The sequence below is a fragment of the Haladaptatus paucihalophilus DX253 genome (assembly GCF_000376445.1).
GTDB lineage: Archaea > Halobacteriota > Halobacteria > Halobacteriales > Haladaptataceae > Haladaptatus > Haladaptatus paucihalophilus.
The window spans coordinates 1,048,135-1,074,691 of the sequence record NZ_AQXI01000001.1 but is presented as its reverse complement, the minus strand read 5'-3'; the positions used below and the strand labels follow the sequence as shown (position 1 = coordinate 1,074,691).

Genomic DNA, 26,557 nt, shown 5'->3' with positions numbered 1-26,557 from the left:
GGGAAGAAGCTTATGAGGACTGAACGCGAAGTTGCGTTCGATGATGGTCGGCCACGCGCTGCTCGCCTTCGGGCTCGCGGCGCTCGTCGCCCAGCGATTTTGGTCCACGGAGCGCGCGCTGGCGTTCGGGGTCGTCGCGGGCGTCTTCGCTACGGTTCCGGACGTCGATATGACCTACGCGGTCATCGGCCTCGCGCAGGCGGGGTTCGGCGGCGTCTGGGAGATGACCGCCGCGTTCTGGGGTAGTTCACACCTCGTCCATCGCGCCGTGACTCACTCGCTCGTCGTCGCCGCTATCGCCGGTCCCGCGTTCGTCCTGGCGACGCGGAACTGGTGGCAGAAGTCGCTTTCCGCGGGCCTGCTTTCGGCGCTCGTCTGGGTTTCCTTCGTAACGAGCGGCTTCCTCGGTGCGGGCGTCATGCTCGTCTTCGTCGTCGTCGGGACGGTCGCCGCGCTCGTCGCCGACTCGCGCACCGACCTCGGTCCGGGTGCGTTGTTGCTCGCCGTCGTCTTCGGACTCGCGTCCCATCCCTTCGGCGACGTGTTCACGGGGGCGCCGCCGCAGTTTTTCTATCCGCTCGACGTGACGCTGCTTCACTCCCGAATCACGTTGCTCCCGGACCCGACGCTGAACCTGCTCGCCATCTTCGGGTTGGAACTGGTGCTTGCGTGGTTCGCCGTTTCGGTGTACTTCCACCTTCGCGTCGGAGACGTTCGGAAGCAGTTGCGCGAACACGTCCATCCCCGCGCCGCGTTGGGTGCCGGGTACGCGCTTGCCGCGCTGGTGATTCCCGCACCGACGCTCTCGGTGTCCTACCAGTTCGTGTTCTCGGTGCTCGCGGTCGGTGCCGTCGGCGTCGGCCCGCAACTCCACCCCGAACGACCGTTTCCCCCCGTGCGCTTCCGCCCCGTGCGCACCCCCGCCGCGTGGTTGTGTACCGGCATGGCCGCGGTGACGCTCGGGGTCGTCGCGTACGCCGGAATGTATCTCTTCGCTTAATTGCTCTTTACCTGACTGCCGCGTTCCGCAACCAGTGAGGCCTTCGTGACCTATCCATTCTTACGGCCCCCGACCGTACCCCCTCGCATGGCACAGCGGGTCAGTCAGTTGGACGCGCTCGTCGAGGACAAGCGAGTCAACGCCGGACTGGCGTGGCTACTCGTCGGGTTCCTGCTCATCGTCGCGGCCGGAAGCCTGTTGCAAGACGACCTGTTGTGGGCGCTGTTCGCCGGGGCCGTCGCGGCGCTCGCGCTCGTCCCACCCGTGTCGTACCGGAACACAGAGGCGATGCTTCCGTGGGAGGTGCTCGTGCTCGCCGCCCTCCCCGTTCTCGGGCGGGAACTCGCAACTCTCGCGCTCACGACGCGAGTCGCGACCTATCTGTCGGTGGCCGCGCTGGCGCTCATCGTCGCCGTCGAGTTGCACGTCTTCACGCCCGTTCGGATGACACACTGGTTCGCCGTCCTCTTCGTCGTCATCGCCACGATAGCGACGGCGGGCGTCTGGGCGGTCGTTCAGTGGCTTTCGGACGTGTACCTCGGAACCCAGTTCCTCGGCAGCGAGTACCGACTGATGTGGGATTTCGTCTACGCGACGGTCGTCGGCGCGTTCGCCGGAATCGTTTTCGAGCTGTACTTCCGACGGGTCATCCCGGCGGAGGAGCGCTTGCCCATCGACGTTCAGGAGCAGCTCCGATGAGAATCCGCGAACGACTCGGCATCTCCGAGCACAGCCAACGGCAGTTGACCCGACTGATGGAGTTGAGCCTCATCGGCATCTTCTTCGTCGGGATGGACCGAGGGAACCTCGGCATCATGATAAATAGCGCGCTGGCGTTCGCCATCACGCTCGTCCCCGCCGTACTCAAACGCGACTACCAGATTCCGATGGACGCGGGACTGACGCTGTGGATTACCACCGCCGTCTTCCTGCACGCGGTCGGTACCCTCGGACCCTACCAGAACGTCTGGTGGTGGGACCACGTGACCCACATGCTCTCCGCGTCCCTCGTCGCCGGAGTCGGATACGCGACCGTTCGCGCGCTCGACGCATACAATCCCGACGTGTACCTCCCGCCCCGCTTCATGTTCGTCTTCATCCTCATGTTCGTCGTCGCGTTCGGCGTCATCTGGGAAGTGACCGAGTTCGCGGTGAGCGGTTTGGGAAGCATCCTCGGCGGGAGGGCCGTCCTCACCCAGTACGGTCTCGAAGACACGATGCTCGACCTGCTGTTCGACACCGCGGGCGGCCTCATCACGGCGGTGTGGGGAACCGCGTATCTCACCGACGTCACCGGTGCGCTCGCCGACCGACTCGACACCCGGATGCAAGGCTCGGAGTAGACCGGTCGAAATCGTCGCGGCGACGACCGCGCGCACCTACCGAAACCGCCCCGCAACGGCCGATGCGATTTTTACCGGTGACGGGGTATCACAGAGACGTCATGGTGTTCAAGAAGATCACCCTCATCGGAACGAGCGACGAGAGTTTCGACGCGGCCACCGAAAACGCAATCGACCGAGCGGAGGAAACCATCGATAACGTCAAATGGGTCGAAGTGGACACCCTCGGCGTCGAAGTCGCCTCGGTCGAAGGACGCGAATATCAGGCCGAAGTAACCGTCGCGTTCGAACTCGAAGAGTAACGGGAAGCGAAAAGAAGCGAGACCGCCGGAAAACGGACGAAAAACGGATTTTCTTTCTTCCTCGAATCAGGTTCGGAAGCTCTCGCCACAGCCACATTCCGACACCACATTGGGGTTCTCGACGTGGAAGCCCGCACCCTGCAGGCCGGTTTCGTAATCAACGACGCTTCCCTCGATGTAGTTCATGCTCGCCGGGTCCACGAACACGCGCAAGCCGTAGTGCGTGAAAATCGTGTCGTCGGATTCCGGTTCGTCGTCGAATCGCATGCCGTACGAAAGTCCCGCACAGCCGCCCTGCTGAACGAACAGGCGGAGACCGGCGACCGAACTGTCGAGTCCTTCGCTGTCCAACAGGGACAGCGCTTGCTCAGCCGCGTCCTCCGTCACCTCGATTTGCGGGCCGTCCTTCCCGTTCGGTGCGGCATCAGTACTCATGCGTATCGGTTGTCGTCCGAGCCTCATTAACGTTGGCCTGCCCGAAAAAGACGGGGGGTTGTCCGAACGCCCGGAACCGCGTCAACACGAACTGACGGTCTCGTAGTACCCCTCCGAGGTCTCCTTCAGCGTGCTGGTGTAGGCCGGGAAGCCGAGGTAGTCGTCGGAGCCGACGGCGTAGTAGGCACCCGTCGAGGTGTCCTGATACGCCCTGCCTGCGTCCCCGTGCTCGTAGTTGTACGCCGTGCCACAGTACCCGGAGAAGCCGGACCCGACCGTGACGGTCACCGAGTCGGTCGCCGTGGCTCCGTCGTCGTCGGTGACGGTTACCGTGACCGTATACTCGCCCGACGACCCGTAACTGTGGGTTACCGTCGCGCCGCTCGCGCTCGCGCCGTCTCCGAAGGCCCAATCGTAGCTCGCGATCGAGCCGTCCGAATCGCTCGACTGGCTCGCGTCGAACGTGACCGTCTCGCCGACGGCTGGCGAACTCGGGGTCGCACCGGCGGCGGCGGTCGGTGCGGTGTTTCCGTCACCACCGCCGCCACCGTCGCCACCGCCGTCGCGCGGATGGTCCGCGAAGAAGTTCCAGATGATTTGGCTGGCGTCCGGACCGCCGGGAGCGGTGTACAAACCGCCCTGTGCGCCGCCCGACCACGCGTGGCCCATGCTATCGACCGTCCACTTTTCGACGACGGTGTTCCCGTTTTCGTCGTGGTACTCCGAAACGGTGTAGCTCAGGCTCTCGGCCTGCCCGTCGCGCGTGGCGTCGGCGGTGTAATCGATGCCGTCGTCGTCCGTCCCGTCGGCGGCGAGGTCGTTGGTCTGGGTGGCCTGCTCCGCGGCCTGCTCTCCGTTCTCGGGGTAGACGGTGTAGTCGCTGGTGCCGTGGAAGACGATGGTCGGAATCGTGTCGGTGACGCCGTTCGATTCCATGGCCTGATACGCCGCGGTCCCCTGCTGCTGTGGGTCCGGGCCGCCCTGCGTCATGGCGGTCGTTCCGCCGGTCACGCTGTCGGCGGCGTCGTACTCCAACCCGGAGTGGACCGCACCCGCGGCGTACACGTCGGGATAGGCGGCGAGCAAGTTGGGGACCATGCCAGCTCCGGCGGAGAACCCGGCGAGGAAGACCCTGCTCTCGTCCACCGCGTTCGTCGCCATCACGTCCCGTGCCATCCCGGTGATGAGTGCGGCTTCGCCGTTGCCCCGCGTCGTGTTCGCGTCCTCGAACCAGTTCCAACACTCGTTGGCGTTCGCGCTCGTCGTCTGGTCTGGGTAGATGGCGATGAACGTCTCGCTTTCGGCCACCTCGTTCATCTTCGTCTCGTCCTTGAACTGGTCGGGACTCTGGGTACAGCCGTGGAGCATGACGACGAGCGGAATCGCCGACCCGTCCGCGCCAGTCGGGACGTACTTCGTGTAGGTCCGCCCGCTGTACGTTTCCGACGTGTACGACCCCGCGGCCGCGCTGCTCGCACCCGAGAGCAGCGCACCCGCGCCGACCGTCGCGCCGACGGATTTCAGGAGCGTGCGTCGTTTCATCGTCACGCTCACTCACCCCTCGTGTATCCCGAGACGAAATCCCAGATGATCTGGCTGGCGTCCGGACCGCCGGGAGCGGTGAACTCGCCGCCCGAAACGCCGCCGGACCACGCGTGGTCCATCCCGTCCACGGTCCAGTGCTCGACGAGCGAGTTTCCGTTTTCGTCGTGGTACTCCGAGACGGAGTAGTCCAAACTCGGTCCCTGTCCGCTGTACGTGCGGTCGGCGGTCGCGTCCACGTCGTCGTCGTTCGATCCGTCCGAGGCGAGGTCGTTGGTCTGAATCGCCTGTATCGTGGCTTGATCGCCGTTTATCGGATAGACGGTGGTGTCGGCCGTGCCGTGGAAGACGATGGTCGGCAGTTCGCTCGTGATGCCGTAGGACTCCATCGCGTCGTAGGCGTCGATTCCCTTCTCGTAGGGGTCCGGCCCGCCGTACGTCATGGCCGTCGTTCCACCCGTTGCGGTGTCGGCGGCGTCGTACTCCAACCCGGAGTGGACTCCGCCCGCCGCGTACACGTCGGCGTACTCCGCGAGCAGGTTCGAGACCATCGCGGCACCCGCCGAAAGCCCGGCGACGTAGACGCGCTCGGGGTCACAACCCTCGGCGTCGATGGTCGTTTGGGTCATTCCGGCGATGACGGCCGCTTCGCCGTAGCCCCGAATCGTGTTCGCGTCGTAAAACCAGTTCCAGCACTCGGCCGCGTTCCGCGCGTTGTACTGGTCGGGGTAGATGACGACGAACCCCTCGCGGTCCGCCACGTCGTTCATCCGCGTCTCCTCGCGGAACTGGTCCGCGTTCTGTGAACAGCCGTGGAGCATCACCACGAGCGGGGGGTTCGATCCCGCGGAGTCCGGGACGTACTTCCAGTAATCGAAGCCGTCGTAGTAGTGATTCGTGTAGCTACTCGCCGCCGCCGCGGTTCCCGCGCTTCCCAGTACGCCCGCCGTCGCAACCGTTCCACCCACGGAACGCAGGAGCGTTCGCCTGTCAAGTTTCATGCTATGACGTGACGTACCAATGCCTTCGAACAAAATCTAACAACGGGTTAATATGTAAATATATTCTGCTGGGGCGGAAATTATGGCCGGTGTGAGCAGCCGAGTACGGCGTGAATCGAACTGATGAGTGTGTTGCTGGGGTCGTGGGAGAGTTCCCAACACATCATCCCGCCGAAGTCGTTGTCTCGGACGTACCGCGACTTCTCCATGACCGAGTGTCTGTCGTCGTAGGTGACGAAGACGTCGTCCGCTTCGGAGTACAACCACGGGACGCGCGCCTCGTGATGCCAGTGGTACTGGTAGTGCGGTTCGGTCTTGAGCCGTCGGATGTCGTCGTACGATTTGGTGTCCGCGCCGTCGAACGGTTGAAAGAGGCCCCGGTTCTCGTTCTCGACGTTTTCGAAGGCGAAGCCGTAAAACGGCGTGCCGAGAACGAGTTTGTCCCGCGAAATCGGCTGGTCGGCCCAGTACCGCATCGCATTGTCCACCGTCAGGAGCTGTTGCCAGTACGTCGGGTCCTCGTAGGGGGCGTACAGCGGCGCGTTGAAGTTCGTCGCGGAACTCCAACTCCCGTAGAAGTTGTAGTTCATCACGTTGACGAAATCCAGATAGTCCGCGATTTTCTCCACTTCCAGCGGGTCGATGTTCGACGGAATCGGTGCCGCCGCCATGCTGAGTTCGTAGTACCGGCCGTCCGCCGCCCCCGCTCCGTCCAGTTTGCTACGCAGTTCCTCCAACAGCAACGTGAAGTTCTCCGGGTCGTCCTCTCGGACCGACCCGTCCGGGTACTCCCAGTCGATGTCGATGCCGTCGAAGTTGTACCGTCGGAGCTGTTCGACGGCGGTTCGCGCGAACCGCTCGCGGGCGTCGGCGCTCGCGGCGACGGCGGACATGTTGCTCCCGAAGTCCGCGATGGAGAGCATGAACGACGTGTGCTGTCGTTCGTGGGTTATCGCCTCGAACTCCGCGAGTACTTCGGGGGCCGAGTCCCCTGTGACGGCGAGTTTGACCTCGCCGTTCGCCTCCGTTTCGAGGAAGGCGTAGTTCAGGTGGGTCAGTTTGTGGTACGGCACGTCGTGGGGCGTATAGTCGCCCGCCCACGAGGGGTAGTAGCCGACGATTCGCTTGTCGGGTCGCCGTCCGTGATGGTGATGCTGGTCATCCCCTCGGCTCTGATGGCGATGTCCGCGGTGGTCCCGCTCGCTCGCTTCGGCCGTGTTTCCGAGCAACGCCATCGTCGTCAGTGCGCCCGCGCCTCGAAGGTATCGTCGCCGTCCCACGCTGCTATTTTGGATTCCCATCATCGTAGCAATAATTAGTACGATAAATAAATACATACTCTAGTTTTGTAATTCGAGCGTATTACTGTCGGAACGAATCTCGCCACACCGTCGGTACCCCCACGGATTTTAGCCACGGAACCGGACCACACGAACCTCACGGTCGCGGCCATCGGCGGGGAGAATCAGGCGACTTATCGGCGTGCAACGAGCAGACAGTGACGCGACGATGGTCTCCGAGACATCCGACGACGGGATTCCCGAAGATGAGCGCGAGGCGCTGTTGACCATCGGTCACGGTGCGGTCGTCACTTCCGGCGGACAGTCCCTCCAGCAGGTGCTGAAGGCGGCGACCGAGTACGCGCTCGCACAGGGACTCGGCCCGGTCGTCTACGGCGTCTACGCCTTCGCGTGGCGAATCACCCAGTTGCTGTTTCGACTCGTGAACTTCGGGTCGGTTCAGACGCTCCAACGGTACCTTTCCGCCTACAGTGGCGATTCGGACCGGCAGGGCCGAGTGGTTGGACTGGCGTATCTGACGACGCTCGTCGTCGGCCTCGGACTCGCCGGTGGGATGATTTTCGGCAGCGAGTGGCTCAACAGCGCGACGGTCTCGCATCCCGACTTCCCGCCGACGATACGGCTGTTCGCGGCCCTAATCGTCCTCGTCGGACTGGTCAGGGTTCACGCCGGAGTCCTCAGAGCGGTGCGGTCGGCCCAAGGAGAGGTGTTGTTCAATCGCGTGCTCCGCCCGGCCGTTACGCTGGCGGGTGCCGTGGGTGCGATGGCACTGGGATACTCGGTGGTCGGCGTCGCCGGCTCGTTCGTCGTCGGGATGGCCGGACTCGTGCTCGTAGGGTTCCCGATTGTCGTCTCGACGACCGGTATCCGGCCTCGCTTGGGCGGCGTCCGTTCGGAGGCCCGGCGGTTCTACAACCACTCGGGTCCCATCGCGCTGAGCAGCCTCGGCAAGGTGTTCCAGAACCGCGTGGACGTGATGCTCGTGGGCTTCCTGCTGACCGCGAGCGCGGCGGGGGTCTACAACGTCGTGCTCGTTTTGGTGGCGCTGGCGTGGATTCCGCTCCTCTCGTTCAACATGCTCCTGCCGCCGGTCGCGTCAGGACTGTACGCCGACGACGAGATGGAGACGCTCAACGCGGTGTACACGGCGGTGACGCGGCTCATCGTCACCTGCGTCGTCCCGATTCTCGCCGTGCTGGTCGTCTACGGTCGGACGATTCTGTCCGCTTTCGGCCCGAACTTCACGGCGGGTTACGTTCCGCTCGTGGTCTATCTCGGCGGCGTCTTGGTCGGCAGCGCCGTCGGTGCGACGGGTTGGCTGCTCATGATGACCGACCACCAGTACGCCCGGATGGCGCTGGACTGGCTGCTGGCCGTGCTGAACACGCTGCTCACGTTCGCGTTCATCCGAGCGTTCGGCCTGCCCGGAGCGGCACTCGGCACGGCCGTCGCCATTGCCGTCCAGAACTCCATCCAAGTCGTCCTCCTCCGGCACTTCGAGGGATTGTGGCCCTTCGACGCGACGTTTCTCAAACCGCTCGGGGCTGGAACCGCGACGATAGGTGTCATGGTTCTCGTCCGCGAGACGCTCACCGGGGTCGATGCGGTCGCAGTCGGCCTCGCGCTGGGCGCTGTGACGTACGTCGGCACCCTCGTTTCGCTCGGCGTCAACGACCGCGACCGCCTCGTGGTGACGACGCTGGCCGCCCGGTACCGCCGCGGTATAACCGCGACCATCGACGAACGTCGCTCCGAACGGTCCCGAGACGGGTAGGGTGCGTTGAGGGCCGCTTTCGAGGTCGTTCGGATGGAGTACATCGTCGGCACGCCGAAGACATCGATAAGTCCGCACTACGAACGCATTAGCAGCGTCGATTTTACTCGCAGTGAACCTTAGTGAAGGAAAATTGACCATCGCGGTTGATGTTGAGGATGGCTCTCAGACACGACGAATCTTGATACGGTTTGTACCTACGTGATCGAGGTGGTTGGTCGTCTACCTTCACGGATATGACGTACCGTCCCTGCCCGACTGGATTAGTCCACACCTTGTTCTTCGAATCGATTGCGTACTCGCCGTCGACGGCGGCGTGAATGTGTACCGAGCGGGCAAACTTTGCTTTCTCGTTTTCGGTCACGACGATGATGAGGTCGTGGGGTTCGTTGTGGCTGTTCACCACTTGCAATTGCTTGATGCTATATTTCTGAGGGGAAGACTGGTTCCCGGTCAATTGCGAACAACCGCTAAAGGGAAGGAAAGCCGCTGTACCGGTTGCTGCGAGCAGCGAGCGTCTTGTACGGGGACGAGACATAATCCTTAAAAGTGACCGCTTTATTTTTATGTTTTCGAATACGTCGAAGGATCCGGTAGGTCGCCGATTCACTCACGCGACCGAACGTGAGCGAGGCCGACGACTTCGCGGAACGAAGTTCTCGTGAGTGACGAAGGAGTTCTCGTGAACGAAGTGAACGAGAACAAGCAAGAACATCGCTCTTACCCTGCGAACGAGAGCACGAACGACTCGTCGCGTCTTTCGGAGTGAAGCGAAGGAGGAGTGCTTTTGTTCGAGCTTTTGCAAGCGAGCGTAGCGAGCGCTATAAAAGGTCGATGTACGCCCGGAACACTAACATCCAGCCTCATCCCTTGGCGGCGTGCCGTGTCGGCTGGCAAACCCTCGTGCCGGGCGAGCGATAGAATCGCCAACTTTTGACGGGTGAACCGTCGAAGCGGGTCGCGTCAGTAACCGCAACCGACTTCGGAGCCAGTGGTCCCTGACTCGGGGCGGTGATTTTGGAGTTCACCAACTCGTACTGTCGCACACCCGGGTTCTCCGCGCGGTCATCGCTCCCGAAGTGGGATTACTCCGGCGGGGACTAAGGTGTGCACGAAAACGTAGACGGACGCCGGATAAGGGCCTTCCGGGTTCGCGGGGAGAGAACACGAGGGAAAAGAGATGAGACGAGCGAGACGAGTCGAAACGAGAGGGGAGAAAGAACGGACGAACGAGAAGCGTCGAAACGAGAGAGGAGACGAAACGAACGAGAAGCGTCGAAACGGGCGAAATCAGTAGACGTAATCGGATTCGGTGACCTGCACGTAGCCCTTCCGGTAGCCGAACTTCGCCTTCTTGTAGCGCGCGACGAGTTTCGCGCCGCGGACGCCGGAGGAGAAACTCGACTTGTTCAGGCCCTTGCCGTCCTCGCCGAGGAGGTTATCGACCATGGCGAAGGTCTTGTCCCAGTCGTCCGGGCCGTACTCCGCAACGATGTCGGCGAACGCGATGTTGCGGAGGAGTTCGTCGCCGATTGCGGCCTTCCACTCGTCGTTGTACGATTCGATGTCGTCGGTCGCGGCGAGTTTCCCGGCGATTTTGCCCGACCGAATCGCGACGTGGTAGCCCCCCTCGTGGAACGCGCTGGTCGTCCCCATCGCGCCGCCAGCGACCGCGATGCCCGCTTCGACGGGCGAGTCGATGGGTCGCGTCGAGGAGATGGGGTACGTCTCGGTACCCTTCGATTTGCCCCGGTCCTCCACGAGCGGGAAGTCCGTCTCGATGTCGTACTCGTCGCCGTACTCGCGTTCGAGGAGGCGGCGGATGTACTCCCCGGCGCGGGGGATGCCGTCGTCGTCCGACCGGAGGAGGGCGTAGGAGTCGGGGTCCTCCACGTCGTCCAACGTCATTCCGATGGGCATCGTGAGGCCGACGCGGGCCACCGTGCCGTCGTTCGGGAAGACCCACGGGTAGGCCGTCTCGCCGGGGATGATGCCCCACCAGAACTTGAGCGAGGATTTCTCGAAGACCTCCTCGGGGAACTCGCGGTACTCCTGATACGCGATGTGGTTCGCCGTCGGCGGGCTGAGGAAGTCGCTGACCGAACTGCCCTCGGGCATGAACTGGTCGAGCGTGCCGAGCGTGACGCGGCGCTGTGGCCCGTCGGCGAGCACGAGGTATTTCGCCTCGATGTCCTCGCCGTCGGCGAGGTGGAGGGTGTGGCGGTACTCGGCGCCGAGGTCGGTTTCGGCGCGCCTGACGCCGACGCCGACGCGGTACTCCGTCCCCGCGTCCTCGACGCGCTCTCGAAACCAGTCGTCCATCCGCGCGCGGTTGAAAGTAAAGCCCATCTCGGGGTACGACGAGTCGATGCCGGTGCCGCGGAGGGTCGCGGCCTCGTTCGGGCCGAGGAAGTCCACCGCATCGAGTTCCTGGAGGACGACGTGGTCCGGGATGTCCCGATAGTCCTCGTCCATGATGTCCACCCAGTAGTCGAGCATTCCGGCGGCGTCGGTCGAATCCGGGCCGAGGAACTCTCGATCTTCGCGTGGGACGCCCTGTTCGAGGACGACGGCGCTCGCGCCGTGTGTCCCGGCCTGTTCTCCGGCCGCCATCCCCGCGGGGCCCCCGCCCACGATAGCAACGTCGAATCGCTCCATGTTCCTACGCTACTCAAGGAGGGATACTAAATTCTTAACCTTCTGATGTGGGAATCGTTTTCCGAACCGTCGCGGTATCGTTTTCACGATTCCGCTCGGATAAATCGTATGGCAGAGTTCGACCACCTGACCCTCGAACGGACCGACGACGTGGCGCGCGTGACGATGCACCGGCCGGAGACGCACAACGCGATGAACCCCGCGATGGCGTCCGAACTGCGCACGGCCACGGCCGACCTGTACGAGGACGATTCGCGGTGTGTCGTCCTCACGGGGGCCGACGGCGTGTTCAACACGGGCGCGGACCTGTCCGTGCTCTCGGGCGACGCGAGCGACGGCAGAACGCTCAGGAGCATCGCCTCCTCGCTTCACCGCGCCATCGAAAACCTCTCGCGCGCACCAAAACCCGTCATCACCGGCATCAACGGCGTCGCGGCGGGCGGCGGGTTCGGCCTCGCGCTGGCGGGCGACATCGTTCTGCTCGCCGAGGACGCGCGGTTGGAGTTTGCCTACCCGCGCGTCGGATTGACGGGCGACGCCGGTTCGACGTTCCTCCTCCCGAAACTCGTCGGCTTGCGCCGGGCGAAGGAGATTGCGCTGCTGGACGAGACGATTTCACCCGAACGGGCGGTCGAGATGGGACTCGCCACGGAAGTCGCCTCGGAGTTCGACGACCGATTGGCCGAACTCGCCGCGGAACTCGCGGACGGCCCGACCCGCGCCTACGGAGCGACGAAGCGCCTGTTCAACCGGAGCGCAGGGCGCGACCTCTCGGCCCAGATGGCCGCCGAAACCGACACCATCGCGCGGATGACCGCGACCGACGACTACCGGCGCGGACTGGACGCGTTCTTCGGCGACGAGGAACCCGCGTTCGAAGGAGAGTAGACCGGTCTTCGCCCTCTCTCACGACCCTCCGAACCAATAGAATTAACTAGTCGGGATTTGATATGTCGGACGAAGCAAACCGGGGTGTCCGCCGAAAGGCCAGTGCAGGAACACTGACCCCGTTTGCTTCAGGCGCTTACCCAAAGCATGTCGAACAACGAACCTTCTTCGGAAAAACGTATCGCCACCGAACAGACGCTCCTCCGCCTCGGCGCGGTGTCCCCCGAGGACGTGAATCAGGAGTTGTTGGTCGATATTCACGACCTGTTCGAGAAGCACGACATCCCCCTGCACAGCGTTTCGGTCGAACGCTGGCGCACTGGGTACGTGTGTTGAGCCTCGGGGTTGCGGGGAATTTTTGAGCAGGTTCGCTACGACGTGGTGTCGTTGTGAACGACTGAATCACAACGACTGGGACGTGGACCTCGAACGCCTCCGCCTGTTCGCTACGAGTTGTTGTTGCTTCTGTGACTGCAACACGTGTTGTTGCTTCTGTGACTGCAACGACAGACGTCACTGAAACCGCACCCGCACCGCCTCAGCCCACTCCCTCCCCAACCGATTGCGCGCTTCGCTCCGGAAGAGCGACGCTCTTCCGTGCTCTCGTTCACTTCGTTCACGAGAACTCCGCTCCAGTGCTCATCCCTCGCGTGATAACCAACCAACCCCTCGGACGGAGCGTCCTCGGGGTTGTTGGTGCACGCGCCGGAAGAGTCGATTCAGTTTCACGCTACTGGATTTCCATCGTGGCGCGCGTTGGCGAGGCGACGAGGACAACACGTCCGAGTCGCCTCGGAAAAACGTGCGAGGGATGAGGCTTGCGAGACGCGTCACGTCTCGCTGACCTGCGGCCGCGGCCCGCAGGTACCGGAGGCCGAAGGCCGAGAAACGCAATCGGTTGGGGAGGGTGTGGCGTGCGAGGGTTCGAAGAAACCTCGAAATGCGAGCGGCAACGCCGCGAGCACGCGGTGCTGTGCGGAACCGGTTTGTGGTTGGGACTGAAAGGGGCCGCTCGGTCGCGCTTGCGTGGTTGCTTCAGCGGCCCCTCTCGATGAGGTGTGCGAGTTGCACCGAATCGAGATGTCGCTGAACAACCGCGAGCGGGCGGGGGCTTTCGGGGACTTTCTCATAGCGAGTACAGTCACAGCAAAATCAGCGTTTTCTCGTACCGATGACAACCACTACAAAACCAGTCTCACCTCGTAGCGGGCGTGGCGACTCTCCTTGCATACCAGGCGGGACGAAAACTATGAGGCGTACCGGATGCACGCGCGGCCCTCGTAGTGGACTGCCGTTCGGCAACCGACCCGGCGGATTACTCGTCCTCGAAGTCGAGCGAGACGCTGTTGATGCAGTAGCGCTTTCCGGTCGGTTCCGGGCCGTCGTCGAAGACGTGGCCGAGGTGGCCGCCGCAGTTCGCGCAGACGACTTCGGTTCGGACCATGCCGTGGCTGGTGTCCTGTCGCGTCTCGACGTTCTCCGTCGGCACGTCGTAGAAACTCGGCCAGCCGCAGTGGGAATCGTACTTCGTGTCCGAATCGAACAGTTCCGCGCCGCACCCGGCACAGACGTAGGTGCCGTCGTCCGTGCGGTCCAGATGCTCGCCGGTGTGGGGACGTTCCGTTCCCTGCTCGCGGAGGACGCGGTACTCTTCGTCCGTCAGTCGCTCGCGCCACTCCTCGTCGCTCTCCGGGGTGTCGGATGGCTGTTCGCTCATGTGCACATCTAGCGACTGCTGGGGGATAAACTACCTGTACGAGGAACCGGTGGGGCCAGCAAATTCATAGCACGGCGGAGGGAATATGGGAAACAGAATGAGTTTGACGACCGAACAGGGCGTCATCGGACGCCTCGAAGGAGAAGAATGCCACTGGTGTTCCGACGGAGAGTTGGTTCGAGACACCTACAAAGGAAACGAGGCGGTCGTCTGTGACACCTGCGAGACGCCCGCCGCCCAAATCTGGTAGTTCCGCACGCACCGAACGCGATTGCGGACCCCCCGCTTTTATCATCCATTTATTTCTATAATCGACGGGCGGAAACTGCAAATAGATCCTCACCGAACCCGATTCCGGAGGTCGTCGTAGGAACCCGTCTCGGTCACGTGCGCGACGTTTTCGGCCACGATATCCGCCAAGCGAGAGTAGTATTCGGGCGTGTGTCCCGCCATGTGCGGCGTGATGAGGACGTTCTCGAAGGTCCACAGCGGGTGGTCCTCCGGCAGGGGTTCCGGGTCGGTCACGTCCAGTGCCGCCCCGCGGATGTGATTGCCTCGGAGCGCCGAGACGAGCGCGTCCGTTTCGACCACCTTGCCGCGGGCGATGTTCACCAGCACGGCGTGGGACGGCAGGGTGTCGAACGCCGCGGCGTCGAGCAGGCCGCGCGTGTCGTCCGTCAGCGGGCAGGCCAGCACGAGGTAGTCCGTCCGGGCGAGCGCGTCGTGCAGGTCGTCGAAGCCGACCACCTCGTCGGTCGGGCCGCCCTTTTCGGGCGAGTAGCGGACGCCGACCGTTTCGACGCCGAACCCGTCCAACCGCTCCACGATGGCCTGGCCGATCGCACCCAACCCCACCACAGTCACGGTACTCCCCTCCAGTTCGTGGGCCTGAAAGTGCCGCCACTCGCGGCGCGACTGCTGTCTCCCGGCGCGGAGGAACTTCCGCGTGAAGGTCAACATCGCGCCGACGACGTGCTCCGCGATGTTCGGACCGTGGACCCCCGAGGCGTTCGTCACCGCGACACCCCGCGATTCGAGCGCGTCGAGCGGCAGGTGTCCCGTTCCGGCGTAGGCACACGCGAACAGTTCCATATTTTCGGCGTGGGCGAGCAGGGACTCGTTGATGGTCATCCCGGTCACGATTTCGGCGTCGGCGATGTACTCGCGCTCCTCGTCGGGGGTCGTCGCGTGCAGGATTTCGTGATTCGGCAGGCGCTCGCGGAGTTCGTCGGCGTAGTCCGATACCGGCATGCCGTGGGTGCCCCGGCGGAGGACGAGCACCGTCGGGGAGTCGTTCGTCCGCGCGTCGTTCGAATCGGTCGCCGAGTCGGTAGTGGGGGATGAGTCGGTCGCGTGGTCGGTCATACGCCCGGGTTCTCGTCGGAGGGAAATAGAGGTGGTCGTTCAGGCAGTCCGTGGAGTTCTCCCACGACCGCGACGACAGCGCCCCGTCAAAGACCGAAGTAGACACCATCAGAGGCCGAAGTAGACCGCAATCGTGATCGGCGTGACGACGGCGAGTATCAACTGGAGCAGGATGCCGACGCGGGCGAAGTCGGTGAAGCGGTAGCCGCCCGGTCGGTAGACGAACAGGTTGGTCTGATACCCCACGGGACTCATGAACGCCGCGCTGGCGGCGAACATCACGGCGAGCAGGAAGGCGAGCGGGTTCGTCCCGATTTCGCGGGCGGCGTTGATGGCGACGGGGACCATGAGCGCGACGGTGGCGTTGTTACTGACGATGTTGGTGAGGATGACCGTCGCCACGTAGAACACGCCGAGAACGGCGACGGTCGGGAGGTACTGCGCCGTCGTGGCGACGAGCGCGCCGAGGAGCGCGGCGGTGCCCGTGTTCTCCATGGCGATGCCGAGCGGAATCACGCCCGCGAGAAGAAAGATGACGGTCCAGTCTACGCCCTCGTAGAGTTCGGTCGGCGCGAGGGTGCCGGAGAGGACCATCCCCACGACGCCCGCCAAGGCGGCGACCTGAATCTCCAACAGACCGAGCGCCGCCGACCCGACGACGGCCGCGAGGATGGCGACGGCGACGGGAATCTTGTCGTACCGGTAGTCCTCGCGGGGGATTTCCCGGGCGACGATGAGGTCGCGCGTCTCGGCCACGCGTTCCAGTTCGTCGGCGGGGAGTTGGAGCAACAGCAGGTCGCCGACGGTGAACTCGGCTTCGTGGACGCGCGGCAGTCGAACGTCGCCGCGCTGGAGGGCGACGAGCGTCGCGTCGTACCGCTGGAGTATCGTGCTCGTCTCGATGGTCTCGCCGATGAGCGCCGAATCGGTCGGAACGACGACTTCGATGAGGACGCTTTCCGCGTCGTCGCTCCGGGCCGGTTCCTCCGTGACCGCCGGTTCGCGGCCGACCGTTGGGAGCGGGTTCAACGCCTCCTCCTCGATGAGCGAGGTGAGGTCGGGCCGACTCGCAGAGATGAGAAAGTGGTCGTTCGGCTCCACCAACTCGTCCGAAAACGGCGACAGCACGGCGTCCTCGCGGAGTACTTCCTTCACCTCGCCGCCGAATCCCGCTTCGGCCGGAATGTCGGAGATGGGCGTCCCCACGAGCGGCGACGTTTCGGGCGCGACGAGTTCGGCGAGGTACTCCTCGACCTCGTACTCTTCGAGGAGCGTCTCGCGTGGCCTGACGCGCTCGGGAAGCAACCGCGGCGCGACGAAGACGAGGTAGAGCGCGCCGGTGACGAGGACGACGACGCCGACGGGGGTGAACTGAAAAATGCCGAGCGAGCGCCCGAGCAGTTGCTGTGCGAGGCCGCTCGCCAGCAGGTTCGTGGACGTGCCGATGAGCGTGAGCGTCCCGCCGAGCATGGCCGCGTATGAGAGCGGAATCATCAGCTTCGACGGCGACGTGTTGCCGCGGTGGGCGAGGTCGGAGGCGAACGGGACCAGCAACGCGACGACGGGCGTGTCGTTGATGAACCCCGAGACGGACCCCGCGAGGCCGACCGTCGCCAACACTTGTTTGAACTGGCTGTCACCGACGAGTCCCGCCACTCGATGGCCGAGCAGTTGCACCGCGCCCGTCCGCCGGACGCTCTCGCTGAGGATGAGCATGGCGAGGACCGTGATGGTCGCCTCGTTCGAAAATCCCGAGAGGCCGTCCGTCGGCGACACCTTCGTCCACGGCCCGAGCACCATGAGCAGGACGAGGACGATGAGCGCCGTCACGTCCACGGGGAACAGTTCCGTCACGAACAGGATGAACGCGACGAGGACGATTCCGAGGACGACGAGCATACTGTTCGTTATCGGTGGAATCGGGACACCTGTTTGAAGCGGAATCACCATTCGTACCCCCGTGGTCACGCGTCGCGCTGCTCACGTGCCACCCCACCGTTCATTCAGCGGTGGATGACAAATGGCTACCTCAATAGTTCGAGCGCTCCCGACAAAATCCATCGCGTCGTCGGATTGTCCTTTCTCCCCTCCGACCGGCGGCGGGGAAATCGATTGAAGTCCGTGCTCGTCGAACGCATCGGTGACGATGTTCGACTCGATTCTCATTCCGACGGACGGCGGGAAAGCAACGGCGGGGGCCATCGAACACGGCCTTCGAATCGCCGAGAAAACCGGCGCGACGGTCCACGCGCTGTACGTCATCGACACGCCGCAACTGCAGGTGGGCAACGCCGACGAGGGGCTGTCCACGCTCGTCGACCTGCTCGAAACGGAAGGGCAACGGGCGACCGCGGCGGTGGCTGAACGGGGGCGCGAGCGCGGCATCGACGTGACGGAAGCGATGACGTCGGGACTCCCGTTCCGGGAAATCCTCGACTACGCGGAGGAGCACGACATCGACGGCATATCGATGGGGACGGGACACCGCGGCCGCATCGAACGCCACTTCGTGGGGAGCACGGCGCGCAAGGTCAACCGACTCGCCCGCGTTCCCGTGCTGACGGTTCGAGCCGGGGACGACGTTCCCACGCCGGAGTACGAAAACGTCCTCTTGGCGGTCGACGGGACGCAAGGGTCCGAGCGCGCCATCGAAGTGTGCGCCGCGCTCGCGGCGGCGTACGACGCCTTCGTGCACGTCGTCTACGTCGTCGATTCGCGCATCGCCCGGTCGGGGTCGCTGGCAGAACTGATGGAGAGCGAGGGAAACGAAGCGTGTGCCGATGCCGTCTCGCGGGTTCGGAGCGCGGGCGGGGACGCGAGACGGGAACTCCTCCGCGGACGACCGGCCGAGCAGCTCCTCGACTACGCGGAGGAACACGACATCGACCTGCTCTCGATGGGGACCCACGGCCGGACGGGTATCGACCGGTTCGTGATGGGGAGCGTCGCGGAGACGGTGATCCGTCGCTCGGAGACGCCCGTGCTCACCGTGCGGGATTTGGGAGAAGAGTAGCGCTGTCGATTGGTTTTTGTGCTATCACTTCGACCGTTCGATAATGGCCGATTCGGGAGTTCGAATCCTACTCGACAGCTTCGTGCTCGGCGCGTTGCTTCTCGCGTCTCTTGGATTCATCGCGTTCCTCAAGGGCAACCTACTATTCGCGGTGTCGCTCTGGGCCATCGTCGTCTTCGCGGCCGTATTGCACGTTTCCCTCGACCCCGAGATGCACGAAACCGACGACTCGTCCTCGTCGCCGATGCGAGACGATAGCGATACGACCCCGACCGTTTCCACCGACGACGCCCTTTCGACCCTCCGCCGTCGCTACGCCGACGGCGAGGTCAGCGAAGCCCAGTTCGAACGCGGCGTCGAGCGATTGCTGACCGTCGAGTCCAACAGGGACGAGGCCGTCGTCGCGCTCCGCAATCGGTACGCCCGCGGCGAACTGACCGACGAGCAGTTCGACCGGAAGTTCGAACGATTGTGCGCGACTCGCACCGTCGAGAACGCCGAGGAGTCGGTCGAACGAGGCGAATTCGCGTCCGAAAACGAGTGAACGGCTGACGGGTCGTCGAAATCGAGTGTTCGATGAGCCGTCGAAACCGAAGTCGGACGTCCCTCCGAAAATGAGAGTTGGACGACAAGATACTTAGCGGCGTCCTCTGAACTGCCGCCATGGCCGGAATCCATATCGTCGTCCCGTGGTTCCTCGCGATTCCGCTCGCCCTCCTCTGTGCGGCGTGGGTGTACCGAGATGCCAAAGAGCGCCGGATGGACACCGCCGACATGTGGGCCGTCGGGATGTTCATCGGGTTCTTCATCCCGCCGTTCATCGGTGCTATCATCGTCTACGCGGTCTACCTCCGGAAGCGGAACCGGCGGCGCGGCGAACCGTACGCCGTTCCCGCGGAGTGACGAACTGTTGATTTCCGCCGAATCGTCCCGTGACCGTCGCGTCGAACGACACGCCTTTCCTCCCGCCCGAGAAACCGTGGGATATGGATAGAAAGCGAGAGCTTTCGAGCATCGACCTCGCCGCCATCACGCGGGAGTTGAACTCCTTCGAGGGTGCGAAGGTCGATAAGGCGTATCTCTACGGCGACGACCTGTTGCGCCTCAAGATGCGCGATTTCGACCGCGGTCGGCTCGAACTGCTCGTGGAAGTGGGCGAGGTGAAACGCGCCCACACCGTCGCACCGGAACACGTCCCGCCCGCGCCGGGCAGGCCGCCGAACTTCGCCATGATGCTCCGCAACCGCCTCTCGGGGGCTGACTTCGCGGGCGTCGAACAGTTCGAGTTCGACCGCATCCTCCAGTTCCACTTCAAACGCGAGGACGGCGATACGACCATCGTCGCGGAACTGTTCGGACAGGGCAACGTCGCCGTGCTGGACGAGAACAACGAGGTCATCGACTGTCTGGACACGGTTCGGCTCAAATCCCGCACCGTCGCGCCGGGGTCCCAGTACGAGTTCCCCAGTTCGCGGGTGAACCCGCTCGAAATCGACTACGAGGAGTTCGAGTATCGGATGAACGACTCGGACACCGACGTGGTTCGGACGCTGGCGACGCAACTCAACTTCGGCGGGTTGTACGCCGAGGAGGTCTGTACCCGCGCCGGTGTCGAGAAAGTCACGGACATCGCGGACGCCGACGAGGACGAGTACGAACGGCTGTACGCGGCCATCGAGCGCCTCCGCGAACCGCTCGAAACCGGTGACTTCGACCCGCGGGTCTACTACGAGGACGACGTTCGAGTTGACGTGACGCCGTTCCCGCTCGAAGAGTACGAAGGGTTGGATTCCGAGGCGTTCGACTCGTTCAACGCGGCGGTGGACGACTACTTCACCAACCTCGACGTGTCCGAAAACGAGGACGCGGGCGAACCGCAGAAACCCGACTTCCAAGCCCAAATCGAGAAACAACAGCGCATCATCGAACAACAGGAGGGCGCTATCGAAGGCTTCGAACGGAAGGCGGACGCCGAGCGAGAGAAGGCGGAACTCCTCTACGCCAACTACGGCTTCGTGGACGAAATCCTCGCCACGGTTCGGAACGCTCGCGCCGAGGACACGCCGTGGGCGGACATCGAAGCCCGATTCGAGGAGGGTGCGGAGCGCGGCATCGAGGCGGCGGAAGCCGTGCAGGGAATCGACCCGAGCGAGGGAACCGTCACGGTCGAAATCGACGACACGAAAATCACGCTCTTCCCCGACGACGGCGTGGAGAAGAACGCCAACCGCCTCTATCAGGAGGCCAAGCGAATCGAGGAGAAAAAGGAGGGCGCGCTGGCCGCCATCGAGGACACCCGCGAGGAGTTGGAGGAAGTCAAAAAACGCGCCGAGCAGTGGGAAGAAGAACCAGAAGAGGAGCGGACGGAACCGGAGAACATCGACTGGCTGTCGCGGGCGTCGATTCCGGTTCGGAAGCAGGAGCAGTGGTACGAGCGGTTCCGCTGGTTCCGCACCTCCGACGGCTTCCTCGTCCTCGGCGGGCGCAACGCCGACGAGAACGAGGAACTGGTCAAGAAGTACATGGACAGAAACGACCTGTTCTTCCACTCGCAGGCACACGGCGGTCCCATCACCATCCTGAAGACCTCCGACCCGAGTGAGCCGTCGAAGGACGTGGACGTGCCCGAGCAAAGCAAGCGGGAGGCCGCCCAGTTCGCCGTCTCCTACTCGTCCGTGTGGAAGGACGGCCGTTTCGCGGGCGACGCCTACATGGTCACGCCCGACCAAGTGTCGAAGACGCCCGAGAGCGGCGAGTATCTGGAGAAGGGCGGGTTCGCCATCCGCGGCGACCGAACCTACTTCGAGGACACGCCCGTCGGCGTCGCGGTCGGAATTACGGTCGAACCGAACACCCGCGTCATCGGCGGCCCGCCGTCGGCCATCGAGAAGCAGGCCGAGACAGTCATCGAAGTCGAACCGGGCCAGTACGCCCAGAACGACGCCGCGAAGCGACTGTACCGCGAGTTCCGCGAGCGCTTTGCGGACACCTCGTTCGTCCGCAAGGTGGCGAGTCCCGACCTGATTCAGGAGTTCCTCCCGGCGGGCGGCAGTCGGATGGTGGACTGAGTTCAGTTTCGTTCGGTGAGCGTTTCCGACCGAATATCGATGGAATCGGTTCGGATGTGGATGGTCACAGATAGCGCGCCGGGCTTTGCGGGCTTGCTGTTTTTCAGGCCGCTCCGGGTTTCGGCCGTGATTGGCTGGTTGGAACTGTTGACCGAGGAAATCCGTTTTCGCTCTCCCGTTTTAATAATAAAGCGCTTCGATATGACTTCCGTCCCCCCAGAAATGATGATGGAGAGGTCTTGTTTCTCGTCGGTGTGATTGACCGCGTAAATCGGGATTTCGTCCCGTTCTGATTTCGAGGTCGTTCCGTGTGCTTTCGATCTACCGTTCGTTTTCGTCGTACTGCTCGTTTCTCCGTTCGAATCCGAGAGGGCGTTACAACCCGCGAACATCCCGAGCACTGCCGAACAGCAACAGCGACCGAACCGCCGCCTCGACGCGGACCAATCCATGCGCAAACGGTTGTCGCTTCGTTGGTGTGAGTCTTTCGACATGACGCCGATGTTAGTTCGCTCTAACACCTCCTCCTCCCGAGCAAACGGTTAAGCTCTCAGGCGTCGTCTAGAGTACTGTATCGGGAGAGTCTACGGGATTCGACCCGAGGGGGGACACAAATGTTCAACGAAAGCATCCGGTACCTGAAGGACAGTGACGACGCCGCGATGACGATACTCGTCGGCGGCCTGCTCATCATCTTCGGGTTCCTCATCATCCCCGCACTCATCGTGCAGGGATACGTGATTCGCGTCCTGCGCCGTGTTTCGGACGGAGACACCGACGCTCCGGGATTCGGCGACTGGACGAAATTAACGCTAGACGGACTCAAGGCGGTCGTCATCACGGTCGTCTACGCGCTCGTACCGGCGGTGTTGGCCGTCGTGTTCGTCGGCGGCGGCGTGGCGCTCGCGGACAACGCGCCCGCGCTAGGCGGCCTCGTGGCCATCCTCGGCGGCGTGCTGACGCTGGTGGTCGGCCTCGCGGTGTGGTACGCCCTTCCCGCCGCGCTCGTTCGGTTCGCCGAGAAGAACACGATGGGGTCGGCGTTCGAGTACGAATCGCTCGTGCCCATCCTCCGCGACGGGGAGTACGGAACGGGCTGGTTGCTGGCGTTGGGCGTCCTCGTCGTGGCCGGTGTCATCGCGAGCGCCGTCGGCGCGGTCCCGCTCCTCGGCTGGCTCGCGGCCGTGTTCGTCGGCTTCTACGCGGAAGTGACCGCGGCGTACATCTACGCACGAGGGTACGCCGAAGCGGACGAACACAGACTGCAGAAGGGGTCCGAAGTCGAGGACGGGCAACCCGCGGTCTGATTCTCTTTCGTTTCCGTCGGGACGACTCGTCGCTATTGGGGGAGCTATGCTTCCGGGAAAACAGCGACGTTGTCAGGGTGCCATTTTCGGTTCGGTCGGCGTTTCGGTCGTGGAACCGACGTTCTGTGGTTGCTCTTTGACGACGACGGTTCCCGCAATGCGGTCGCCGAGGCGTTGACGCATATCACCGCTCGCCATGAAGATGAACCCGACGACGTAGTAAAACAGTCCGTCGATGATTTCGAGGAGGTTGCGAAGCAACGCACTGCCGTAGGTGCAGGGACTACCGTCTTCCTTCACGACTTTGATTCCGAGGAGTTTCTTGCCGACGGTGTATCCGTCCCAGTAACCTTCGAGGAAGAACCCGTAAAACATGCTCGCGCAGAATCCGATGAGTAAGCCGAGGAAGCTAAATCCCGTGGCGGCGCTGTCACCGCCGACACTGCCGAGTACTCCGAAAACAAAGAATGTAACGAAGAAAATGACACCCATAACGATGGTATCGATGATCTGTGCGCCGATTCGTGCACCGATAACGTCGGTGTCGTCTCGCGTGGGTTGCTTTGAGTATCCTGACATCTTCTACACGGTAATAGCAGAATAGGATAAATGCTCCGTTAATGAACTATGAGAAATAAAAATTAATTATATGATTCATATATTTTAAACTCGGGGTGAATATCGAGATAGTGGTCGATTCCGTCGCCAAAGGAATAGCAGGGCACTTACCGCCGGAAAACACACTTCTATTCATGCAGATACACGACCGAACGTCCATCGACGGGACCCGAGAGCGCATCACGCTCGTCCCCGAGAGTCTGGACGACCTCTGGCATCTGACGTATCTCCTCGAACCGGGCGACGACGTGTCGGGTGATACGACCCGGCGCATCCAGCGCGCCGACGACCAGATGCGGGATACGGGCGGCGAGCGCGAGCACATGCACATCACGCTCCGGGTGGAGGACGTGGAGTTCCACCGGTTCGCCAACCGCGTCCGCGTCGGCGGGGTCATCACCGACTGCTCGCGGGAGGACCAGTTGGGCCTCCACCACACCCTCAACGTCGAGGAGCGCGAGAAGATAACCATCGAGAAGGAGTGGAAACGCGACCAACTCGACCGACTGGACGATGCGGTCGAAGCCACGGACAACCCGGACGTGGCCATCGCCACCGTCGAGGAGGGCGAAGCCTACATCCACACCGTCGCCCAGTACGGTGCGGACGAGTACACGTCGTTCACCGGAACGACCGGAAAGGGCGAGTACGCGGGCGGCCGAACCGAACTGTTCGACCAGTTGGGGTCGGCGCTCTCGCACCTCGACGTGGACGCCATCATCCTCGCCGGACCGGGGTTCACGAAACAGGACGCCTACGACCACATCGCCGAGGCGTACCCCGACCTGACCGAGAAGATAACGACGGTGGACGTGAGTTCCTCCGGCGACAGGGGCGTCCACGAGGTACTGAAACGCGGTGCCGTGGACGACGTGCAGGCCGAGACGCGCATCGCCGAGGAGGCGGAACTCATCGACGACCTGATGAAGCGAATCGGGGAGGGCGCGAAGGCCGCCTACGGCATCGAGGAGGTCAAGCAGGCGACCGATTTCGGCGCTGTCGAACAGTTGCTCGTGTTGGACGAACGGCTTCGGAAGGAACGCGGCGCGCTCGGCGAGGACGAGGCGGGCGGCGAGTGGGACATCGACGTGAACGAGATAATCACCGACGTGGAGCGAAAGGGCGGCGACGTGACCGTCTTCTCCCACGAGTTCGCGCCGGGAGAACAGCTATCGAACCTCGGCGGCATCGCCGCGCTGCTGCGCTATCGGCTGAACTGAGTTCGAGCGTCGGACTATATTCCGTCCGTTCGGCAAGAACGCTTACCAGCGGTCCCGCCGAAATTTCGAACGGATGTTTCTGTATCTGGCGGGGAAGTTGGCTATCGTCGCGGTGTACTACTTCGTCAGGCTGGTTCCGGTCGTCGGCTTGAAACTCTCGGAGCGGTACGAACAGCAGGTGTTCGGCCCGCTGGTCGAGGACGTTTCGATCGTCGAGACGGCCGCCGAGCGGTCGGGGGAGTCCGTCACCATCGAACTGACGCTGGACAACGACAGTACCCTCGACGCGCACGTCGTCGGCGGGAGCGTCCGCGTGGGGCACTCACGGGACGGAGAGACGGTCTGTTCGTTGGTCTGGACGAAACACTTCGAGACGCCGCCGAAGAACGTCGAAGTCACGAAAATCGAGAGCGGAGAGCGGGGGACGATTCGGCTCGAACACTGCATCGGCGGCGACGAGTTGTGGGTGGACGGAGCGTTGCGACTGCGGCGGGTGTTCACGGTTCGAGGTCGGGAGCTACCGCTCGGTATCGCCAACTTCTCGCTTCCCGAGGAATCGGTTTCGGTCGAAACGGGCGACCCCGCGGAACGAACGACTGCAGACAGGTAGAACGGCGGTCGAAGGCTATATTTCGACCGACAGCAGGTCCTCCGCGAACCCGACGTCGCCGTCGTAGTGTTCCGCGATGGATTTCAACATCGCCTCGTGGTTGCCGTCCGTGTGCGGATAGAGGTGGGTCAGATAGACGCGACCGATGTCGGTCCCCGACAGCGCTTCGCCGAGTTGCGACGGGGTAGGATGGTTCGAAACGTCCACCTCGTCGGGGAACGAGCAGTCGTGGACGAGCACGTCGCTCCCGTCCGCGAAGTTCGCCAACCCTTCGAACGCCTCGCTGTCGCCGCTGAACGTGAACGCGTCCCCGAACCGGTAGGCGAGACAGTCCATCGAGTGGCGCGTCTCGAACCCCTCGACGTCGAAGTCGGCGACTGAGAACTCCTCGCCGGGGACGACTTCGCGCACTTGGAGGTCCACCCGACCGTCGAGGTAGTCGTGGACGGAGAGCAGGCCCTCGATGAAGGCCTTGGTCCCGGTCGGACCCACGACTTCGAGTTGTTCTTCGCCCGCGAGCCAGCGGGCTTTCAGGAGGGCCATGAGGTCGGAAACGTGGTCCACGTGGTGGTGGGTGAGGAGGACGGTCGAGACGTTCTCGTAGCCCACGCCCGACTGCTGGAGACGGTGGAGGACGCCGCTGCCACAGTCCACGAGAACGCGACGGCCGTCGTCCTCGACGACGATGCCGGTCTGGAACCGACTGCCGGTCGGCATCGCGCTTCCCGTGCCGAGAAACGTGATTCGCATGTGTAATTCCCCGTGCGGGAGGGTGAAAAAGGTTCAGTCGTGCAGTGTGCTGGCGGTCGTCGTGGCGGTCGCCGCGGGAGGGTTCGGTGGTTCGGGTTCGGTAGTCGCTGGTCAGTCCGGGTTCGGTAGTCGGTGGTCGCCGGACGACGGAGCGAGGGCGGCCGTCGTCGAACCGCCGGTGTCGGGCAACACCGATTTCGCCCCTCGTCGCGTCGTCCCGGTATGCAGAGCGAGGTTCGAGTCGAACGCGGATCCGACGGACGTCACATCGCCGTCTCGCGGACGACCGCCGCCCCGCCGGAACGCGTCTGGACCGTGCTGACGGATACGACCGCGTGGCCGTCGTGGGGACCGTCCGTCACCGACGTGGAGTGTTCCGATCGCGTGATTCGAGTCGGCTCCACCGGCCGGGTTCGGACGCCGCTCGGCGTCTGGGTTCCCTTCGAAATCACGACCTGCGATGAGTTCCGATGGACGTGGACTGTAGCGCGCGTTCCGGCGACCGGCCATCGCGTCGAAGGTTTCGAAACGGGGAGTCGCGTCGTCTTCGAACTTCCCCTTCTCGCGGCGGGCTACGTTCCCGTCTGTCGGCGTGCGCTCGATGCCATCGACCGCCTCGCGGCCGAGGAGTGATAGGTTCGTTTC

General features: G+C 63.5%; 27 protein-coding genes. 16 read left to right on the top strand and 11 right to left on the bottom strand.

The window, feature by feature from the left end; all coding sequences use genetic code 11:
* Nucleotides 1–40: 40 nt before the first annotated feature.
* The 4 genes from B208_RS0106050 (at nucleotide 41) to B208_RS0106035 (ending at nucleotide 2,645) form a co-directional block, all read left to right on the top strand.
* A complete protein-coding gene (locus tag B208_RS0106050) occupies nucleotides 41–1,000 on the top strand; it encodes a metal-dependent hydrolase (protein ID WP_026177754.1) in 960 nt (319 codons plus the stop codon).
* 87 nt (nucleotides 1,001–1,087) lie between these two features.
* Nucleotides 1,088–1,699 carry a hypothetical protein gene (locus B208_RS0106045; protein ID WP_007977732.1) on the top strand — a complete coding sequence of 204 codons (612 nt, stop codon included), beginning with the start codon at nucleotides 1,088–1,090 and terminating at the stop codon, nucleotides 1,697–1,699.
* On the top strand, nucleotides 1,696–2,343 hold the full coding sequence (locus B208_RS0106040; RefSeq protein ID WP_007977730.1) for a hypothetical protein: 648 nt from the start codon (nucleotides 1,696–1,698) through the stop codon (nucleotides 2,341–2,343). Before B208_RS0106045 ends, B208_RS0106040 begins: the two co-directional genes overlap by 4 nt.
* Nucleotides 2,344–2,444: 101 nt before the next feature.
* Nucleotides 2,445–2,645: a dodecin gene (locus B208_RS0106035; RefSeq protein WP_007977727.1), complete on the top strand. Its 201-nt coding sequence runs from the start codon at nucleotides 2,445–2,447 to the stop codon at nucleotides 2,643–2,645.
* Between the two features lie 66 nt (nucleotides 2,646–2,711).
* Here B208_RS0106035 and B208_RS0106030 read toward each other — a convergent pair whose 3' ends face one another.
* The 4 genes from B208_RS0106030 to B208_RS0106015 form a co-directional block, all read right to left on the bottom strand.
* Nucleotides 2,712–3,080, bottom strand: coding sequence for a HesB/IscA family protein (locus B208_RS0106030; RefSeq protein WP_007977725.1), 369 nt, complete (start codon nucleotides 3,078–3,080; stop codon nucleotides 2,712–2,714).
* An 81-nt stretch (nucleotides 3,081–3,161) separates the two neighbouring features.
* On the bottom strand, nucleotides 3,162–4,622 hold the full coding sequence (locus tag B208_RS0106025) for an extracellular catalytic domain type 1 short-chain-length polyhydroxyalkanoate depolymerase (protein WP_232423731.1): 1,461 nt from the start codon (nucleotides 4,620–4,622) through the stop codon (nucleotides 3,162–3,164).
* 8 nt (nucleotides 4,623–4,630) lie between these two features.
* Nucleotides 4,631–5,623, bottom strand: a complete 993-nt coding sequence (locus B208_RS0106020) for an extracellular catalytic domain type 1 short-chain-length polyhydroxyalkanoate depolymerase (protein ID WP_007977720.1) — start codon at nucleotides 5,621–5,623, stop codon at nucleotides 4,631–4,633.
* Nucleotides 5,624–5,703: 80 nt separating this feature from the next.
* Entirely contained in the window at nucleotides 5,704–6,927 is a 1,224-nt protein-coding gene (locus tag B208_RS0106015) for a glycoside hydrolase family 18 protein (protein WP_007977718.1), read from the bottom strand.
* A 205-nt stretch (nucleotides 6,928–7,132) separates the two neighbouring features.
* Here B208_RS0106015 and B208_RS0106010 point away from each other — a divergent pair, with 205 nt between their 5' ends.
* On the top strand, nucleotides 7,133–8,698 hold the full coding sequence (locus tag B208_RS0106010; RefSeq protein ID WP_007977715.1) for a lipopolysaccharide biosynthesis protein: 1,566 nt from the start codon (nucleotides 7,133–7,135) through the stop codon (nucleotides 8,696–8,698).
* A 1,290-nt stretch (nucleotides 8,699–9,988) separates the two neighbouring features.
* On the opposite strand, the gene B208_RS0106000 is transcribed toward B208_RS0106010, so the two are convergent.
* Nucleotides 9,989–11,356: an NAD(P)/FAD-dependent oxidoreductase gene (locus tag B208_RS0106000; RefSeq protein WP_026177752.1), complete on the bottom strand. Its 1,368-nt coding sequence runs from the start codon at nucleotides 11,354–11,356 to the stop codon at nucleotides 9,989–9,991.
* A gap of 108 nt (nucleotides 11,357–11,464) precedes the next feature.
* Between B208_RS0106000 and B208_RS0105995 the strand changes: the two genes are divergently transcribed.
* The gene (locus B208_RS0105995; protein WP_007977709.1) at nucleotides 11,465–12,244 is read left to right on the top strand and encodes an enoyl-CoA hydratase/isomerase family protein; all 780 of its coding nucleotides are present in this window, start codon (nucleotides 11,465–11,467) and stop codon (nucleotides 12,242–12,244) included.
* Nucleotides 12,245–12,391: 147 nt separating this feature from the next.
* Complete coding sequence (locus B208_RS0105990) at nucleotides 12,392–12,580, top strand: hypothetical protein (protein ID WP_007977706.1); 189 nt, start codon at nucleotides 12,392–12,394, stop codon at nucleotides 12,578–12,580.
* Between the two features lie 979 nt (nucleotides 12,581–13,559).
* On the opposite strand, the gene msrB is transcribed toward B208_RS0105990, so the two are convergent.
* A complete protein-coding gene (gene msrB, locus B208_RS0105985; RefSeq protein WP_007977705.1) occupies nucleotides 13,560–13,961 on the bottom strand; it encodes a peptide-methionine (R)-S-oxide reductase MsrB in 402 nt (133 codons plus the stop codon).
* A gap of 85 nt (nucleotides 13,962–14,046) precedes the next feature.
* On the opposite strand from msrB, the gene B208_RS24220 reads away from it, so the two are divergent.
* Nucleotides 14,047–14,211 carry an HVO_A0556 family zinc finger protein gene (locus B208_RS24220; protein WP_007977703.1) on the top strand — a complete coding sequence of 55 codons (165 nt, stop codon included), beginning with the start codon at nucleotides 14,047–14,049 and terminating at the stop codon, nucleotides 14,209–14,211.
* An 89-nt stretch (nucleotides 14,212–14,300) separates the two neighbouring features.
* On the opposite strand, the gene B208_RS0105975 is transcribed toward B208_RS24220, so the two are convergent.
* Together B208_RS0105975 and B208_RS0105970 are read right to left on the bottom strand one after the other, a co-directional pair.
* Complete coding sequence (locus B208_RS0105975; RefSeq protein ID WP_007977701.1) at nucleotides 14,301–15,326, bottom strand: D-2-hydroxyacid dehydrogenase; 1,026 nt, start codon at nucleotides 15,324–15,326, stop codon at nucleotides 14,301–14,303.
* Nucleotides 15,327–15,434: 108 nt separating this feature from the next.
* Complete coding sequence (locus B208_RS0105970; protein WP_073096605.1) at nucleotides 15,435–17,276, bottom strand: SLC13 family permease; 1,842 nt, start codon at nucleotides 17,274–17,276, stop codon at nucleotides 15,435–15,437.
* A 196-nt stretch (nucleotides 17,277–17,472) separates the two neighbouring features.
* Between B208_RS0105970 and B208_RS0105965 the strand changes: the two genes are divergently transcribed.
* From B208_RS0105965 to rqcH, 4 genes are all read left to right on the top strand, one after another.
* Nucleotides 17,473–18,339 carry a universal stress protein gene (locus tag B208_RS0105965; protein WP_007977699.1) on the top strand — a complete coding sequence of 289 codons (867 nt, stop codon included), beginning with the start codon at nucleotides 17,473–17,475 and terminating at the stop codon, nucleotides 18,337–18,339.
* Nucleotides 18,340–18,382: 43 nt separating this feature from the next.
* A complete protein-coding gene (locus tag B208_RS0105960) occupies nucleotides 18,383–18,883 on the top strand; it encodes an SHOCT domain-containing protein (protein WP_007977698.1) in 501 nt (166 codons plus the stop codon).
* A gap of 119 nt (nucleotides 18,884–19,002) precedes the next feature.
* On the top strand, nucleotides 19,003–19,242 hold the full coding sequence (locus tag B208_RS0105955) for a hypothetical protein (protein WP_007977697.1): 240 nt from the start codon (nucleotides 19,003–19,005) through the stop codon (nucleotides 19,240–19,242).
* A gap of 83 nt (nucleotides 19,243–19,325) precedes the next feature.
* On the top strand, nucleotides 19,326–21,407 hold the full coding sequence (gene rqcH, locus B208_RS0105950; protein ID WP_026177751.1) for a ribosome rescue protein RqcH: 2,082 nt from the start codon (nucleotides 19,326–19,328) through the stop codon (nucleotides 21,405–21,407).
* Between the two features lie 2 nt (nucleotides 21,408–21,409).
* Here rqcH and B208_RS0105945 read toward each other — a convergent pair whose 3' ends face one another.
* Nucleotides 21,410–21,859 carry a hypothetical protein gene (locus B208_RS0105945; RefSeq protein ID WP_232423729.1) on the bottom strand — a complete coding sequence of 150 codons (450 nt, stop codon included), beginning with the start codon at nucleotides 21,857–21,859 and terminating at the stop codon, nucleotides 21,410–21,412.
* A 162-nt stretch (nucleotides 21,860–22,021) separates the two neighbouring features.
* On the opposite strand from B208_RS0105945, the gene B208_RS0105940 reads away from it, so the two are divergent.
* Complete coding sequence (locus B208_RS0105940; RefSeq protein WP_007977694.1) at nucleotides 22,022–22,714, top strand: DUF4013 domain-containing protein; 693 nt, start codon at nucleotides 22,022–22,024, stop codon at nucleotides 22,712–22,714.
* 72 nt (nucleotides 22,715–22,786) lie between these two features.
* Here the strand turns inward: B208_RS0105940 and B208_RS0105935 are convergent, their stop codons facing one another.
* Nucleotides 22,787–23,293: an RDD family protein gene (locus B208_RS0105935; protein ID WP_007977692.1), complete on the bottom strand. Its 507-nt coding sequence runs from the start codon at nucleotides 23,291–23,293 to the stop codon at nucleotides 22,787–22,789.
* A gap of 173 nt (nucleotides 23,294–23,466) precedes the next feature.
* Between B208_RS0105935 and B208_RS0105930 the strand changes: the two genes are divergently transcribed.
* Nucleotides 23,467–24,552: an mRNA surveillance protein pelota gene (locus tag B208_RS0105930; RefSeq protein WP_007977691.1), complete on the top strand. Its 1,086-nt coding sequence runs from the start codon at nucleotides 23,467–23,469 to the stop codon at nucleotides 24,550–24,552.
* 73 nt (nucleotides 24,553–24,625) lie between these two features.
* Nucleotides 24,626–25,162, top strand: coding sequence for a hypothetical protein (locus tag B208_RS0105925; RefSeq protein ID WP_007977690.1), 537 nt, complete (start codon nucleotides 24,626–24,628; stop codon nucleotides 25,160–25,162).
* 15 nt (nucleotides 25,163–25,177) lie between these two features.
* On the opposite strand, the gene B208_RS0105920 is transcribed toward B208_RS0105925, so the two are convergent.
* Nucleotides 25,178–25,912 (bottom strand): MBL fold metallo-hydrolase, encoded by a 735-nt coding sequence (locus B208_RS0105920; protein ID WP_007977689.1) that lies wholly within the window; start codon nucleotides 25,910–25,912, stop codon nucleotides 25,178–25,180.
* A gap of 222 nt (nucleotides 25,913–26,134) precedes the next feature.
* Between B208_RS0105920 and B208_RS0105915 the strand changes: the two genes are divergently transcribed.
* Nucleotides 26,135–26,545, top strand: a complete 411-nt coding sequence (locus B208_RS0105915; RefSeq protein ID WP_007977688.1) for an SRPBCC family protein — start codon at nucleotides 26,135–26,137, stop codon at nucleotides 26,543–26,545.
* The last annotated feature ends 12 nt before the right edge of the window (nucleotides 26,546–26,557 follow it).